We start from the raw sequence: 16279 nt of genomic DNA on the forward strand, positions 1-16279 counted from the left end.
CGGAGGATCAGTAGGCCTTGCCGATGCCGGCCTCGGCGTTGTCCTCGGTGTAGGCGCCGTCCTCGATAACGATGTCCTGTGCCACGCTCCCGCCCTTGGTGAAGGTGTCCAGCGTCTGGAAGGCCAGCGGTCCGAAGCGCGGATTGGACTCGACGACGCCGCTGATCCAGCCGTCTACGATGCCCTGCACGGCGTTGCGGGTGCCGTCCACGGTGACGATCTCGACGTCGCCCGCCTTCTTGCCGGCGCCCTTCAGCGCGGCCACCGCGCCCAGGCCCATCTCGTCGTTCTCGGCGTAGATCCCCTTGATGCCCGGCTTCGACTGGACGAGCTGCTCGGTGACCTGCTGGCCCTTCTCGCGGGCGAACTCGCCGGTCTGCTCGAACACCACCTTCAGATCCGGCGCCTTCTCGGCGATCCGGTCCTTGAAGCCCTTGGTGCGCTCGGTGGTGACGTTGTTGCCCGCCGAGCCGAGGAGGATCGCGACCTCGCCCTTGCCTCCGGTCGCCTCGATCATCTGGTCGGCGGCGCGCCGGCCCTGCTCGACGAAGTCGGAGGCGATGAACGAGACGTAGTCCTTGCAGGCCGTGGCGTTGATCTTGCGGTCGATGGTGACGATCGGGACCTTCTTGGCCGCGGCGGCCTGGAGCACCGGGTCCCAGCCGTCGGAGTTGAGCGGGGCGATGACCAGCAGGTCCGCGCCCTTCGCCAACAGGTCCTGGACGTCGCTGATCTGCTTGGAGAACTGCGACTGGGCGTTGGCCGTCAGCAGCTTGACGCCCCGTTTCTTCGCCTCGTCCTTGATGGACTGCGTCTCGGCGATACGGAACGGGTTGGCCTCCTTCTCCGACTGGGAGAACCCGACGGTGGCCTTCGCGAGGTCCAGCTTCGCACCGCCGTACGCGTCGACGGTGCAGGTCTTGCCGCCGGGCGCGGGCGAGGCGACCTTCTGCGCGGCGTCGGCGGCCGAGGACGTGGTGTCGCTCGACGTGTCGTCCTCCGACTTCGCACAGGAGGTGGCGGTCAACGCCACGACCGCGGCCAGGGAGACGGCCACGGGCCGGGCGAGAGGACGACGGCGGTGAGTGGTGCGCTGCATGGTGACCCCGATCCGGGCGACGCGGAAAGAACACTGGGGAGATGGCGAACGAGCAAGGTCGAGCCGTGGTCGAACAAGGTCGAGCCGTGGTCGAGCAAGGTCGAGTTGTGGTCGAACAAGGTCGAGCCGTGTCGAGCAGGAGCTGAGCGGTGGGCGTGCGAGAGGCGTGCGGTAGCCGTGCCGGACAGGTGCTTCTCCCCTGGCGGGAAAGGTCGTTCGACCCGCCGCACAGAGGTTTTTACATCGTTGGAAGAGTGCTGTAAACCCCCTGCGCACGGACTGTGCGGGGGCTCGCCGCGAGCAAGTCGGGTGACACCACCCGTCTCTGCGGCCTCACCAGCGGCGGCGGACCCAGGGTCACGGCCGGGGAACGCGGGTTCTCCCGGGCAGCCGCCGAACCTCCGGCGCGCTCACGGGAAGACCCCGCCGGAAGCCGCGCCGCTCACGATCGCGCGCACGAAGAGCAATGCCCGCTTCGGCAAAGTGCCGCGATCAAGACCATGACCGAACCGGCCCGCCACACCGTCGAGAAGCAATTCGCATCCGCAACGGAACCGGAACAGGACCCGGCACCGGCGAGGTCATCCGAGGCGGCCGCCGTTCGCCGCGGCTCGCCCCAGGGTGCTCTCCCGTTCCACGAGGTGGTGGTCCGCCCTGACCCGGCGCGGCTCGGGCATCTCGTCGCCGCCGAGCCGTGCCAGCACCGACTCGACGGCGAGACGGCCGATGGCCCCCTTGTCCGGCGACACGGAGGTGAGGGTCACCGCGCCGAAGCGTCCCTCGACCACGTCGTCGAAGCCGACGACGGCGATGTCCTCGGGGACGCGCAGTCCCCGTTCGTGCAGGACGCGCATCGCGCCGATGGCCATCGGGTCGTTGTAGGCGAAGACCGCGTCGGGACGCCGTCCGGAGTCCAGGATGCGGTTCATGGCCGCCGCCCCGTCCGCGTGCCCCCACCCGTCGGTGGCGGCGACGAGCCCGTCGTCGGCCGGGAGACCGGCCGCCGTGAGCTCCTCGCGCCAGCCGCGCACACGCAGTTGCGCCGGCTCACTGCGACCGCGCCGGGCACCGATGAAGGCCACCTCCCGCCGGCCGAGCCCGTTCAGATGCCGGACGGCGGCACGGGCGGCGGCGACGTTGTCGATGGCGATGTGGTCGTACGGCAGGTCGTAGTCGCGCTCGCCGAGCAGCACCAGCGGTACGTTCTCCGCCCGGTCCCGCAGGTCCTCGGTCTCGAGCTCGATGGGGCTGAGGATCAGCCCGTCGATGACCCGTGCCCGGAACCCCTGGCTGACCAGGATCTCCTGCTCGCGGTGCCCCCCGGTGTGATCCAGCAGCACGATGTACTCGTGGGCGGCGGCGGCGTCGATGACGGCGGCCGCCAGCTCGGCGAAATAGGGGTTGCCGAGTTCGGGAAGGGCGAGGGCGATGATGCCGGTACGCCCTTTGCGCAGATGCCGGGCGGCCAGGTTGGGCCGGTAACCGAGCACGTCGATGGACCGCTGGACGCGCTCGCGCATGGCAGGCGTGATGTGCTGGTAGTTGTTCACCACGTTGGAGACGGTCTTGATGGAGACCCCCGCGTGCGCGGCGACGTCCTTGAGGCTGACCCGCACGGCATTCCCTTTCGCGACGTTCCGACGGGATGATGGCCGGTGCGGCTACGGGGTCGTCACCGTGGGCGAGCGCCGAGCCCCCATACTTGACTTTTACAACGTTATACAGGCGTCCTCGGCACACTGACAAGGCGGGTGCCGGACGGTCGCGGCACGCGGGCGCGCCGCCACCCGAAGGTCCGGACCAGGCAATGCGGAGCCGCCCGGGCAACCATGAGAAGTGTCGTCCGTGAACAGGTCACCGGTCTACGGCTGCGACAGCCGCGGGTGATTCGCACAGCGGTGAAGATCGCCGGTCACCGGCGGGCATCCGCGATTGCCGCGTGCTGATTCCGACGTGCTGATTCCCGCCTGCCGATTCCTGCGTGATCAGTCCTCATGAGCCGACGCGCCGCGCAACCGCCCGTCGACTACAGTTTTTCCCGAGACGTGCTCATACGGGTCGCCCTTCGCCGCGATCCGGCCGTCGGTCCGCGCGCGTTCCCCCGCAGAACGCGGCACGGTTTTCGCCACCCCCATTCGAGCATCGAACCCGCCTGATGCGGAGTTCCGGAACAGCACGAGAGGGAAAGACATGCCCTTCGCTTCCGCCAAGGACGGCACGCACATCTTCTTCAAGGACTGGGGTTCCGGACAACCGGTCGTGTTCTCCCACGGCTGGCCGCTGAACGCCGACGCCTGGGACCCGCAGCTGAAGCTGATGGCGGACAACGGATTCCGGGCCGTGGCCCATGACCGCAGAGGCGGCGGCCGCTCGGGCCAGACCTGGGACGGCAACAACCTCGACACCTACGCCGACGATCTCGCCGCGGTCATCGAAGAACTCGACCTGCGGGACGTCATTCTGGTCGGGCACTCCACCGGCGGCGGTGAGGTGACGCGCTACATCGGGCGGCACGGTTCGAGCCGGGTCGCCAAAGCCGTTCTGGTCGGTGCCATCCCGCCGTTGATGCTGAAGACGGACGCGAATCCGGAGGGGCTGCCCATCGAGGTATTCGACGAGATCCGCGCGGGCGTCGCAACGGACCGTTCCCAGTACTACCAGGATCTCAGCGTGCCGTTCTTCGGTGCCAACCGCGACGATTCGACCGTCACCCAGGGAACACGCGACGAGTTCTGGCTGTGGGGAATGACGGTGGGCATCAAAGGCGCATACGACTGCATCAAGGCGTTCTCCGAGACGGACCTCACCGAGGATCTCAAGAAGATCGATGTTCCGACGCTGATCGTGCACGGGGACGACGACCAGATCGTGCCCATCGTCGCTTCGGGCGACAAGAGCTCGAAGCTGGTCAAGGACGCGGTGTACAAGGTGTATTCCGGCGCCCCTCACGGATTGGCGCTGGTGCCGAAGTTCGCCGAGAAGTTCAACAGGGATCTCCTCGAATTCGCCCGCGGCTGAGCGAGAGCCCGGGCCGTCACCCCGGGCCGTCACGGCACTCGCGGCCGTCGTCACCCGCTCAGCGTCCCGGCCGGCGGAAGTGGGCGTAGGGCTGGTACGGCTTGAAGCAGACGAGCACCTCCACCGGGTGTCCGCCGCCGGGTTTCTGGACCAGCGTGGGAAGCGCCGTCATCAAGGCCGAGTGGCCCTGGGTGACTCCCTTCTGCCGTGGACCCCAACCCGCCGCGTGGGCAAGGCAGGTGGCGGTCTCGGCGAAGAGCTCCCGGTTGCCGAACAGGAAGAACGTGCGGGCGTGGGTGGCGTGTCGCAGCTCGTCCGGTGAGTCGGCCCGCCTCCCGCGCTCACGCCAGGTGACGGCATCCCTGGCCGTGCGTTCCTCGTCGGTGCCGACGGTCAGCGGGGTGCCGTTCACCAGCTTGCGCCGCAGCCCGGGCCACTTGCTGGGACGCAGACCGAACGTGTCGTGGACCAGCACGAGGTCGACCGGCGTGCCGAAGCCCTCGTCGGACGGCACGCCGTCACGCAACGGCACATGGACGATCGTGTGCCGGGAGTAGGCGGCGAAGGAGAACAGACCCGAGAGCCGGTTCAGCCCGTCGTGATCGCCGAGCAACAGGCCGATGGGCTCGGGGGCGCTCAGCGACGTGTGGCGAAGGGGCTTCCTCGGCTGGACGACACGGTGCTCGTGCGGCCCGGTGCGGGGTCTGAACTGTTGCAGCCTCAGCTGCATACGGAGTACCTCATCGCCTCAGGATCGCGGGCGCCACGACGTCCCGGCAACGGGAATACCGCTTGCCGGCGATCGGCGGGCACGGCGCCGGGCCCTCGGGTGGGGAACCGCCTTGCCGGCTGCCGGCCCGCAGGAAGGGCTTGACGGCCCGGGACACCCCGCGTCACCGCCACGCCGGTGATTTCGCCGATTGCTGCCCCGTTCGGCGCCACGACGCTGGTCAGGTCCAGCCACCCGCATCCTCGTCAGGAGGGCTCCATGCGTCGTCATGCCCCGCGCCGGATCCTCGGTGTTCTCGCGACCGCCACCCTCGCGTTCACCCTCTTCTCCGCAGCGCCGACGGCCGGCGCCGTCGCCACGGCCGGCACGGCCGCGTCCGTGTCCGCCGCCGCCCGGCCGGCCGACGCGGCCGCCCAGCCGCTGTCCACGAGCACACCGGTCGTCTTCGTCCACGGATACACCGGCAGCGCGTCCAACTGGACCACCGCCATGAGCGTCTTCCGGCTCAACGGCTGGTCCAGCTCCAACCTGTTCGCCTACGAGTACAACTCCTACGGCAACAACATCACCAACGCCCAGGGGCTCGCGACCTTCGTCAACAACGTGAAGGCGCGGACCGGCGCGAGCAAGGTCGCCATCGTCAACCACTCGATGGGCGGCCTCGTCAGCCAGTACTACCTGAAGGTCCTGGGCGGCAACACGAGCGTCAGCCACCTCGCCTCGATCGCCGGCGCGAACCACGGGACCACGTACGCCGCCGCCTGCCTCACCTACACGACCTGTCAGCAGATGTACCCGGGCTCCTCGTTCATCGCCCAGATCACCGCGGGCGACGAGACGCCGGGCAGTACCGCGTACGCCACCTGGTACTCGGCGTGCGACGGCGTCATCATCCCGTACACCAGCACCCGGCTCACCGGCGCGACGAACAACAACGTGCTCTGCCAGACCCACATCGGCTACCTCACGGACACGGTGGTGCTCGGTCAGATCGCCGACTTCATCGCCTCCTGACCCTTCGCGCGAGCAGCCCCGTTCCCGGCATCACGACGGCCGGGGACGGGGCGTTCGGCGACCGGAGTCCCGTCCCGGTTCCTGCCCTCGCCTACCCCGCGTCCAGCGGCCGTTCGAAGAACGTCTCCAGGACCACCGTCGCCTGGGTTCCGCTGACCCCCTCGATCGCGTACAGACGCCGCAGTACGTCCTGGAGTCGCTCCGTGCTCGCCGTGCGCACCTTCACCAGGACCGACGCGCTGCCCGCGATCACGTGGGCCTCCTGGATCTCCGGCACGGCGGCGAAGTCCTCGGCGCGATCGCCCATCCAGGCCGTCGAGTCGATCAGCACGAAGGCGAGGACCCCGCGGTCGAGGGCCGCGGGGTCCACGTCGATCGTGGTCGCCCTGATGACCCCGTGCTCCCGCAGCCTGCGCACCCGCTCGTGGGCGGCGCCCGCCGACAGACCTACCCCCCTGCCCAACTCGGCGTAGGACGTGGTCGCGTCCTTCTGGAGCAGCGCGATCAAGCCACGATCGATGTCATCTATCGGCTTCATCTATCGACCATATCCTGTTCGGTTATCTCCGTGTTACGTTGAATCAGATCCTGATCAGCGTATGCGAGGGGACGCTATGCCCGCCGATGGCCTGTACGAGATCCTGGACGACCGCTTCCGCACCGGACGCTGCACGAACGGCGACGGCAGGCTGGAGGTACTGCACCGGGACTGCCGTTGGGCGGAGGGTCCGCTGTATCTGCCCGCCTGGCGCCAGTTGATCTGGAGCGACATCCCGAACGACCGCATGCTGCGCTGGGACGAGGCCACCGGAGCGGTCGGCGTCTTCCGCGATCCGGCCGGACACAGCAACGGCAACACCCTCGACCGGCAGGGCCGCCTGGTCACCTGTGAGCAGGGCAACCGCCGGGTCACCCGCACCGAACCGGACGGCACGGTGACGGTCCTGGCCGAGCGGTTCCAGGGCAGGCGGCTCAACAGCCCCAACGACGCCGTCGTGCGATCCGACGGCACTCTCTGGTTCTCCGACCCCGACTTCGGCATCACCAGCGACTACGAGGGCCATCGGGCCGAGTCCGAGATCGGCTCCTGCAACGTCTACCGGATCGACCCGGCGACGGGGCACGTGCTCCTCGCCGCCGACGGCTTCGAGGGGCCCAACGGCGTCATCCTGTCACCGGACGAGAAGCGGCTGTACGTCTCCGACTCGCGAGCCGCCCGCATCCACGCCTTCGACGTCCACGACGACGGCACGCTCTCCGGACGCGAGGTCTTCGCCGAAGCGCGCGCGGGCGTCCACTTCGACAACATCCGCCTGGACGACCAGGGCCGCCTGTGGGCCGCCGCCCTGGACGACGGCGTCCACTGCTACGACCCCGACGGCACCCTCATCGGACGGCTCCGGGTGCCGGAGCCGGTCTCCAACATCACCTTCGGCGGCCCGAAGAACAACCGCCTGTTCATCACCGCCACCACCTCGCTGTACTCACTGGTGATGTCGGTGACGGGAGCGCCCCGCCTCTAGGGCGCATACTCCGCCGCGGTCCGGGGCACTCCGTCCTGCGCGCGCCCCGGCGCCGGAAGGTCGCGACTGTCCGACACTGATCTTCCGGCGTCCCTCCCCGTCCCGTAGAGGGGGTGGCGGGGCGCCGGCACCACGCGAACCGGACCAAGGAGCAGATGTGAACGACCCGGACTCCCTCACCCTTCAGCAGGAGATCGCCCGGGAACTCGAGGTCGCGGAGACCTTCGAGGTCGAGGCGGAGATCGAGCGCCGGGTGGCCTTTCTCGCGGAGCGGCTGATCTCCACCGGCCTTTCCTCCCTCGTGCTCGGTATCAGTGGTGGCGTCGACTCCACCACCGCCGGCCGCCTGTGCCAGCTCGCGGTCGAGCGGGCCCGGGCAGCGGGGCACGAGGCGCGGTTCTACGCGATGCGGCTGCCCTACGGCGTCCAGGCCGACGAGCACGACGCCCAGCTCGCGCTCTCCTTCATCCGGCCCGATCACGTGCTGACCGTGGACGTCAAACCTGCCGCCGACGCCACGCTCGACGCCTTGCTGGGCGCCGACATGATCTTCCGCGACGCCCACCACCAGGACTTCGTGCTCGGCAACATCAAGGCGCGACAGCGCATGATCGCCCAGTACGCCGTGGCCGGCGGGCACCACGGAATGGTCGTCGGCACCGACCACGCGGCCGAGGCGGTCTCCGGTTTCTTCACCAAGTTCGGTGACGGCGCGGCGGACCTGGTCCCGCTGTCCGGCCTCACCAAACGCCGGGTGCGAGCCGTGGCGGACGCGCTCGGTGCGCCGGCCGAGCTGGTGCACAAGGTCCCGACGGCCGACTTGGAGACCCTCGATCCCGGTAAGACCGACGAGGACGCGCTCGGTGTCGCCTACGACCACATCGACGACTTCCTGGAAGGCAAGCCTGTCGACGAAGGCGTCTTCCAGACGATCGTCGATCGCTACCGGCTCACGGACCACAAGCGCCGGCTGCCCATCGGTCCCTGAGAGACGGGTGCGCGACGGCCCACGGCAGCACCGGGGACCCCGCTCGCGTGGCGAGCACCACGGCGGGGCTCTCACAGGTCGAACAGCCGCGCCGCGTTGTCGTGGCAGACCGCCCGCAGCCACTCGTCGCCGAGACCCAGCCGCTCCAGGGCGTGGAGCTGGTGCACATACGGATAGGGGATGTTGGGGAAGTCGGAGCCGAGCAGTACGCGGTCGCCGAGCCCGGCCAGCCGGGGCAGGGCTCGGCCGGGGAACGGCATCATCGCCTCGGCGAAATCGGTGAACGCCATCGTCGTGTCCAGCCGCACCTCCCCGAACCGCTCGGCGAGGCCGAGGAACTCCTCGTACTCGGGCATGCCCAGGTGCGCGACGACCAGCCGGAGCCGGGGGTGGCGCGCCAGTACCCGCGCGATCGGCTCGGGTCCGGTGTGCTTGCCGGGTGCGGGGCCGGAGCCGCAGTGGATCACCGTGGGGATCCCCGCCTCGGCCAGCAACCCCCATGTCCGGTCCAGGAGTTCGTCGGCCGGGTCGTACGCCCCCACCTGCACGTGCGCCTTGAAGACACGCGCGCCCGCCTCGACGGCCTCCCGGACGTAGGTCTCGACGCCGGGCTCGGGGTAGAGGGTCGCGGTGTGCAGGCAGTCGGGCGTGCGGCGGGCGAAGTCGGCCGCCCAGTCGTTCAGCCACCGGGCCATGCCCGGCTTGTGCGGGTAGAGCATCGCGGTGAAGGCCCGTACGCCGAACTCCCTGAGCAGGGCGGTCCGTTCCGTCTCCTCGTTCCGGTAGGTGATCGGCCACTCGAGCCCGCCGGACCGCGGGCCGAGCGCGTCGAAGTAGGCCCAGACCTTGCGCAGGACCCGCTCGGGCATGAAGTGCGTGTGGACGTCGACCAGCCCGGGAAGACCGAGCCGGCCCCAGAAACGGCGCACCTGCGCGGCCTCCTCCCCCGCAGGGCCGGGTTCGGCGGTGCCACCAGGGTCGACGGGTTCCATACGGTGATCATCCATGGCGCCCACGATCGTCCCGGGTGCGGCGGCGGGTCCACTCCTGTGCGCGGGAAATCCGTGAGGGATCCCTCACGTGGCCCCGCCGACGGCCCGCGCCGCCGCGATCCGGGGCCGCCGTCAGGGCTTGGCCGGCTTCACCCTCCTGTCGACGCCGTTCACCCGTACGGTGACGGGCTTCCGGTTCCGTGCCCGGTCGGCCACGATCTCGTACGACGTCACCTTGCCGTTCCGCCACGTACAGCCGACCTCGTAGCCGCCCCGGGCGCGGAGCCCGGTGAAGGATCCCTCGGCCTTCCAGCCGTCCGGAAGGGCGGGCAGCAGGTCGATGACTCCGTCGTGGCTCTGGAGCAGCATCTCCGCCACGGCGCCCGAGATGCCGAAATTGCCGTCCATCTGGAAGGGCGGGTGGTTGCAGAACAGGTTGGGCAGCGTGTTGTAGGTCAGCAGTCCACGCAGCATGATCTGGGCGCGCCGACCGTCCCGGAGGCGGGCGAAGAGGGCGGCCCGCCAGGGCCAGGTCCACGAGCGGCGGCTGTCGCCGGAGACCGTCGCGGCCGTGAACGGGACACCTTCCTTCTCCCCGCACCGTGCTTTGAGGGAGACGAGGGCCGCGGCGGCCAGGTCGGGCGTCCTGGGCGTGATCTGGCGGCCCGGGTAGACCGCGAAGAGGTGCGAGGTGTGGCGGTGGATGTCGGTGGGGCTGTCGATGTCCTCCTGCCATTCCTGGAGTTGACCCCACTTGCCGATCTTGTTCGGCGCGAGGCGTGCCTGCATGTCCGCGACCTTGGCCCGGTAGGCCGGGTCCGCGTCGAGCACCGCCTCGCAGTCGAGGTAGTTCTGGAACAGGTCCCAGATGATCTGCTGGTCGTACATGACGCCGTCCTCGCGCGGCCCGTGCTCGGGGGACCAGCCGTCCGGCGAGACGAGGAGCCCGTCCTCGCGCTCCTCGAGATGGTCCTCCCAGAACTCGCAGATCTCCTTGATCATCGGATGGGCGACGGTGCGGAGATAGGTCAGGTCCTGGGTGAACGCCCAGTGCTCGTAGAGGTGTTGGGCGTACCAGGCGCTCGCGACGGTGTTCCACTCCCACGCGTTGCCACCGAAGATGCTCTGGCTGGTGCGGGCCGTCCAGCCGCGCGTGTCCTCGCCGAAGGCGTTGCGGGTCGCCACCCGGCTGGGCACCGCCACCTGCTTGACGAACTCGACGAGTGCCTCGTGACACTCGGGCAGGTTCGTCGTCTCGGCTCCCCAGTAGTTCATCTGGACGTTGATGTTGGTGTGGTAGTCGGAGGCCCAGGCCGGCTGGTTGCTGTCGTTCCACAGCCCCTGAAGGTTGGCGGGCAGGCCGTTCGGGCGGGAGGAGCTGATCAGCAGGTACCGGCCGTAGTCGAACATCGCCTGTTCGAGGGTCGGGTCCTCGCCGCCCGCCGCGTAACGCGCCAGTCGCGCGTCGGTGGGCAGAGCGGTGACGGCGGCCGAGGTGGTCCCCCAGGTGACCGAGACACGCTTCATGAGAGCGCGCGTCTCGGCGACGTGCTGGTCGCGCAGCCTGCCGTAGGGCCGGGCGGCCGCTGCGTCGAGAGCCCGGTCGACGATCGGTTCCGGAGCGGCTCCGCGCCATCCGGCGGCGGCGTCGAGCCGGTAGTCGGTGCGGGCGTCGAGAAACAGGGTCAGGGTCGTGCAGCCGCTGAACCGGAGCACGGAACCGTCGGCGCTGAGGTCGCCGTCGGTGTGTACGGCCTGGACGGTGCAGGCGTGCTTCAGTCCGTTGCCCATGACGCCGCTGAAGGCGATCCGCCCGGCGCCGGCGTCCACGGCGGTCGGGGCCTGCTCCTGCGCGGACGTCAGCGAGATCGCGCCGGAGAGTCCCCGGGCGCGGTCCGACGTGTAGCGGAAGACCATGACGTCCGCGGAGCGGCCGGCGAACGCCTCCCGCAGGATGCGCTGTCCGGGCGCGCCGAAGCGGGTGACGTGCAGACCGTCGACGAAGTCGAGGGTGCGCCGGTAGTCGACGACCGCGCGCTGGGCGCGGGTGTCGAAGCCGTTGCCCGCCAGCGCGATCTCCGCGATCTGGAAGCCGGTGGCGGACCCGCCGCCGGTCAGGGTGAGCCGGTAGACGCGGTACGCCGTGCTGTTGCTGAAGGCGAAGGTCCGGGTCTCGCCGCGGCCGGCGAAGGGCGCCCCCGGGTTCTGCGTGTCGAGGGTCGTCCAGGCCGTCCCGTCGTGCGACGCCTCGAGCGTCCACTGCCGGGGATCGTCCTTCGGGCGGTCCGGTGCCGAGGTCAGCGTGTACGAGGTGACGGCGGCGGCGCGGGGCAGGTCTGCCTGCCAGACGACGGTGGGCGCGGCGCCGTCGACCCGCCAGACGGTGCCCGGATCACGGTCCGCGGCACAGGAGATGTCCCAGGACCCGGCTCCGGGACGGGCGCCGGACCCCTGGGAGTGCCCGCTCGGCGACGACAGGTACACCGAACCGTCCCCGCCCAGGTCGACGCCGGTCAGGCCGATCTCGCTCACCTGGAAGTGGCTGACGCCCGCCTTGGGGACGAAGTCGAACCGGTAGAAGCGGTAGGCCGCGGTGTCGGCGCAGGTGAATTCCCTGGTCTGGAAGCGGCTCTCGAAGGGCGCCTCCAGGGTGCGGCTGTCCAGCGTGGTCCAGGTGGCGCCGTCGGCCGATCCGGAGAACGTCCATTCCTGCGGGTCGCGTTGGGGAACGTCGTTGGCGCTCGTCAGGCGGTAGGAGGGGACCTCGACGGGGTCGGGAAGCACGACCTGCCACCGCACCCTGGCGCCGGGCCCGTCGATGCACCACTTGGTGCCCGGTTCGCCGTCGTACGTCTTGTCGACGCCCTCCGACGCGGAGGAGTCGTACGGTCCCCCCGGAGCCGTGACCACGGGCTTCGGACGGGCGGCGAAGGTGACGAAGAGGTCGCCGAAGGCGCGGTACGAACCGAAGCCGGTCATGCCGGTGTCGAAGTCGCTGTCCGGCTTGCCGGCGAGCGCGTTGTCGTAGTTGTCGACCCCGCCCCACAGACTCTGCTCGTTGAACTGGATGCGCTCCTCGTAGGGATCGGCGAAGAGCATCGCGCCGAGCCGGCCGTTGCCGATCGGCAGGGCCTGCGACTGCCAGTCCGCGGCGGGGACGGAGTACTGCAGCGCCTTGCGCGACAGGGTCGGCCACTGCATGCCCGCCGCGGCCCGGGGCGCGGCGGCGGCCTGTCCGGTGGGCATGGCGCCTGTCAGCTGCGTGGCCAGAGGCGCCGCGGCGAGAGCACCGCCGAACTTGAGGACGCTTCGTCTCAGCGGTTGGGATTCATTGCTCACAGTAAGATCTCCCGGCCCATTCATCGGCTCTTTCACGGAGGGAGTTGCAGCCACTTCGACGTTCATCGAGGGCGTTGTGGTCTGTGGCCATCTTCACGGCACAATAGATCGGATGTCTAGGGGTGCGATCTGTCGTCAGCTGACGGTCCGTCCGCGTCGACCCAACTCGCGGCGAGCCAGTGTTCGACGGCGGCCACATGAACCGTCGCGGCGGACACGGCGAGCAGCGCGTCACGTGCTCCGAGGGCGCGCAGGATCTCCTCGTGTTCCGTGTGCGCGCGCTCCACGGCGCGCCGCGCCCTGCTCCCCCGCACGATGCGCACCCGCTGGGTACGGGTGGACAGGACGCGCAGCAGCATCGACAGCACGGGGTTGCCGACGGCTTCCACGATGCGCAGGTGGAAGGCGATGTCGTGGGCGACGAACTCGTCCACCGTGGCGGCCGCCCGGGACCGCTCCAGGATGGCGCCGAGTTCCTCGAGGTCCCCCGAGGTCAGCACGGTGGCGGCAAGACCGGTCGCCGGCGGCTCCAGCAGCCTGCGTACCTGGAGCAGTTGGAGGGCGGTCCGCCCGTGGGACACGTCGGCCGCGAAGGACATCGTCTCGAGCAGGAGGTGCGGCTCCAGGCTGGACACGTAGGTGCCGTCGCCCTGCCGGGTGACCAGGATGCGCATGGCGGTCAGCGCGCGGACCGCCTCGCGCAGCGAGTTCCGGGACAGACCGAGCTGACCCGCGAGAGCGTCCTCCTTGGGCAGCCGGGACCCCGGCGCGAGTTCACCCGCGACGATCATCGCCTTGATCTTCTCCATCGCCTCGTCCGTCAGTGCCACGAGGGGTGCCTCTCTGTCCCGGGGAAACCCGACGGGACTCCGCGCGGCCCCGGAGCGAGCCCGCGCGATGCCCCGGGTGGCGCGTCTACTCCTGCTTCTCGCCGGACGCGAAGCGGGAGATGATCAGCGCGACGATGATGATCGCGCCGTTGAGGAACTGGTTCCACAGCGGCGGGACACCCGCCAGCGTCATCACGTTGACGACCAGTTGGAGGGTCAGCACACCGGTGAGCGCGCCGAACACCGAGCCCTTGCCGCCGTTGAGGCTGACACCGCCGATGACCGTCGCGGCGAAGACCTGGAAGATCCAGCCGCTGCCCTGGGTGGCGGAGATGGAACCGTAGTGACCGCTGTAGAGGATGCCGGCGAACGCCGCGAGCAGGCTGCCGATGATCAGCACGACCCACACGATCCGGTCGACCCGGATACCGGCGGTCCGGGCGGCCTCCGCGTTGCCGCCGATCGCGTACAACGCCCGGCCGTGGCGCAGCCACGCCAGCGCGCAGCTGCCCGCCGCGAACAGCACCGCGCAGATCCAGATGGCGGCCGGGACCCCCAGCCAGGAGGCCTTGCCCAGATAGGTGAAGGAGGGGGGCAGATCCACGATGGACTGCCCCTCGGACAGGGCCACCTGGAGTCCGCGCAGCATGGTCAGTCCGCCGAGCGTGACGATGAAGCCGTTGAGGCGCAGCTTGAGGATGAGGAAGCCGTTGAAGGCGCCGATCGCCACCCCGACCAGGAGGCAGAGCGGGATCGCCGTCCACTGCGGGAAGAGTCCCAGGCCGTTGAACCGGCCGCCGCTGGTGGGCAGGACGAGCCAGACGGCGATGACGGGCGCCACCCCGATCGTCGACTCCAGGGAGAGGTCCATCCGGCCGACGATCAGGATCAGCGCCGTGGCGAGGACGAGCAGGCTCAGCTCGGTGGACTGCTGGGCCACACCGATGAGGTTGTCGGAGGTGAGGAAGGCCGGGGAGACGATGAACCCGATCAGGCCCAGGACGAGGATGGCCGGCACGAGGGACAGTTCACGGAAGCGGCCGAGATCGAGTCCGCGCCGGGTGTTCTTGGCGGACGTCTGCGCCACGCTCGCGGCGGGGTCGGTGACATCGGTGGTGGCGGACATGACTACCTTCCGTGCTCTTCGGTGTCGGCTGCTGCGGGGGTGCCGGCGACGCCCTCCATGGCGGCGACCATCTGTTCGTCCTTCCAGCCGCGGTCGAACTCCGCGACCACGCGTCCGTGGAACATGACGAGGACCCGGTCGCACGCCCTGAGGTCGTCCAGTTCGTCGGAGACGATCAGCGCGGCCTTGCCGGCTTCGGCGACCCCGCGGATCCTGGCGAGCAGGAACTCCTTGGACCTGACGTCCACTCCGTTGGTGGGCCGGATGGCGACCAGCACATGCGGGTCGGTCGCCAGGGCGCGGGCCACGACGACCTTCTGCTGGTTGCCGCCGGAGAGCGCCGAGACCGGGGTGCCCGCGCCCGGCGTCTTGATGTCGAGGTCGTGGATCATCCGCCGGGCGAAGGTCCTGGTGCGGGCCGGCAGGACGGTACCGAACGGGCCGAGCTGGTCGGTGACGGTGAGGGTGGCGTTCTCCGCCACGCTGCGATTGCCGACGAGACCCTGGACGTGACGGTCCTCCGGCACCAGGCCGACACCCGCGCCGAGGGAGGCCGGGACGCTGCCGGGCCGGACGGTGCGTCCATCGACCGCGATCCTGCCTCCCTCGGCGCGGTGCAGACCGGCGACGGCCTCCCCCACCTGGACGTTGCCGCTGGCGGTGGCGCCCGCGAGACCGACCACCTCACCGGCGCGCACGGAGAGGGACAGGTCTCGGCAGGTGCCGGACAGGGTCAGTCCCTCGACGGCCAGGAGCTCCCTGGAGCCGGCCGCGGAGGCGGCCGCGCCGGTCCCGTCGGCGCTCGTCGTCGTGGCGGACTCGCCGGTCATGGCCTCGACCAGTTCGTGCTTGCCGAGTCCGGCCACCGCCGCGGTACGGATGTGGGCCGCGTCCCGGTAGACGGTGACCGTGGTGCACAGGTCGTAGACCTCTTGCAGGTGGTGGGAGATGAAGAGGAAGGCGACGCCCTGCCGCTGGAGGTCGCGGAGCTTGTCGAAGAGCCGGTCGATTCCGCGGGCGTCCAGCTTGGCGGTCGGCTCGTCCAGGATGATGAACCGGGCGCCGAAGGACAGGGCCCGCGCGATCTCGACGAACTGCCGCTGCTCCACGGTGAGATGCCTGGCCCGGACCGTGGGATCGACGTCCACTCCGTACTCGCCGAGAAGCTGCTCGGCGCGTTGCCGGAGCTCCTTCCAGCGGATGGGTCGCAGCGCGGCCTCGCTCTGCCGGTTGAGGAAGAGGTTCTCGGCGACGGTGAGGTCGCCGATGATCGTGGACCGCTGGTAGACGCAGGCCACCCTGGACCGCCAGGCGTCGATGTCACCGAAGGCGGGCGCCGGCGCGCCGGAGAAGCGCAGGGTGCCGGTGTCGGGCTGCTGGAGCCCGGTCAGGATGGACACGAGCGTCGACTTGCCCGCGCCGTTGCGTCCGACCAGGGCGTGCGACTCGCCCTCGGCGATGGTGATGCGGGCGTCGCGCAGTGCGACGGTGGCGCCGTACCGCTTGCTGATTCCGGTCGCCTCGGCCACCGGGGCGCGGCTCACGGTGCCTGGCGCCGGGGCGGTCGCGGAGTCCGCCATGGTGAATACCGTCCTTCCGGTCCGGATACGGGGGTACGGG

At 69.9% G+C, this 16279-nt stretch carries 13 protein-coding genes; 4 read left to right on the forward strand and 9 right to left on the reverse strand.

Translation table 11 applies throughout. From position 1 onward, the window contains the following. Positions 1-7: 7 nt before the first annotated feature. Complete coding sequence (locus OG440_RS01585) at positions 8-1099, reverse strand: ABC transporter substrate-binding protein (RefSeq protein ID WP_406005002.1); 1092 nt, start codon at positions 1097-1099, stop codon at positions 8-10. Between the two features lie 581 nt (positions 1100-1680). Next, positions 1681-2715, reverse strand: coding sequence for a LacI family DNA-binding transcriptional regulator (locus OG440_RS01590; RefSeq protein WP_406005003.1), 1035 nt, complete (start codon positions 2713-2715; stop codon positions 1681-1683). A gap of 574 nt (positions 2716-3289) precedes the next feature. Here OG440_RS01590 and OG440_RS01595 point away from each other — a divergent pair. After that, the gene (locus OG440_RS01595) at positions 3290-4117 is read left to right on the forward strand and encodes an alpha/beta fold hydrolase (protein ID WP_406005004.1); all 828 of its coding nucleotides are present in this window, start codon (positions 3290-3292) and stop codon (positions 4115-4117) included. 58 nt (positions 4118-4175) lie between these two features. Here OG440_RS01595 and OG440_RS01600 read toward each other — a convergent pair whose 3' ends face one another. Next, positions 4176-4847, reverse strand: a complete 672-nt coding sequence (locus tag OG440_RS01600) for a hypothetical protein (protein WP_406005005.1) — start codon at positions 4845-4847, stop codon at positions 4176-4178. Between the two features lie 258 nt (positions 4848-5105). Between OG440_RS01600 and OG440_RS01605 the strand changes: the two genes are divergently transcribed. Beyond that, complete coding sequence (locus tag OG440_RS01605) at positions 5106-5861, forward strand: esterase/lipase family protein (protein ID WP_406005006.1); 756 nt, start codon at positions 5106-5108, stop codon at positions 5859-5861. A 91-nt stretch (positions 5862-5952) separates the two neighbouring features. On the opposite strand, the gene OG440_RS01610 is transcribed toward OG440_RS01605, so the two are convergent. Then, positions 5953-6390, reverse strand: coding sequence for an Lrp/AsnC family transcriptional regulator (locus tag OG440_RS01610; RefSeq protein ID WP_406011220.1), 438 nt, complete (start codon positions 6388-6390; stop codon positions 5953-5955). A gap of 85 nt (positions 6391-6475) precedes the next feature. Here OG440_RS01610 and OG440_RS01615 point away from each other — a divergent pair, with 85 nt between their 5' ends. Together OG440_RS01615 and nadE are read left to right on the forward strand one after the other, a co-directional pair. Further along, on the forward strand, positions 6476-7384 hold the full coding sequence (locus tag OG440_RS01615; RefSeq protein WP_406005007.1) for an SMP-30/gluconolactonase/LRE family protein: 909 nt from the start codon (positions 6476-6478) through the stop codon (positions 7382-7384). 157 nt (positions 7385-7541) lie between these two features. Then, the gene (gene nadE / locus OG440_RS01620; RefSeq protein WP_406005008.1) at positions 7542-8372 is read left to right on the forward strand and encodes an ammonia-dependent NAD(+) synthetase; all 831 of its coding nucleotides are present in this window, start codon (positions 7542-7544) and stop codon (positions 8370-8372) included. 71 nt (positions 8373-8443) lie between these two features. Here nadE and OG440_RS01625 read toward each other — a convergent pair whose 3' ends face one another. The 5 genes from OG440_RS01625 to OG440_RS01645 form a co-directional block, all read right to left on the reverse strand. Then, a complete protein-coding gene (locus OG440_RS01625) occupies positions 8444-9364 on the reverse strand; it encodes an amidohydrolase family protein (protein ID WP_406011221.1) in 921 nt (306 codons plus the stop codon). 132 nt (positions 9365-9496) lie between these two features. Next, the gene (locus OG440_RS01630; protein ID WP_406005009.1) at positions 9497-12703 is read right to left on the reverse strand and encodes a glycosyl hydrolase family 95 catalytic domain-containing protein; all 3207 of its coding nucleotides are present in this window, start codon (positions 12701-12703) and stop codon (positions 9497-9499) included. 116 nt (positions 12704-12819) lie between these two features. Next, entirely contained in the window at positions 12820-13533 is a 714-nt protein-coding gene (locus tag OG440_RS01635) for a FadR/GntR family transcriptional regulator (protein WP_406005010.1), read from the reverse strand. Positions 13534-13618: 85 nt separating this feature from the next. Beyond that, positions 13619-14659 carry an ABC transporter permease gene (locus OG440_RS01640; RefSeq protein WP_406005011.1) on the reverse strand — a complete coding sequence of 347 codons (1041 nt, stop codon included), beginning with the start codon at positions 14657-14659 and terminating at the stop codon, positions 13619-13621. Between the two features lie 2 nt (positions 14660-14661). Then, entirely contained in the window at positions 14662-16239 is a 1578-nt protein-coding gene (locus OG440_RS01645) for a sugar ABC transporter ATP-binding protein (protein ID WP_406005012.1), read from the reverse strand. Positions 16240-16279 lie beyond the last annotated feature (40 nt).

Source organism: Streptomyces sp. NBC_00637 (genome assembly GCF_045161545.1).
Classification (GTDB): Bacteria; Actinomycetota; Actinomycetes; order Streptomycetales; family Streptomycetaceae; genus Streptomyces.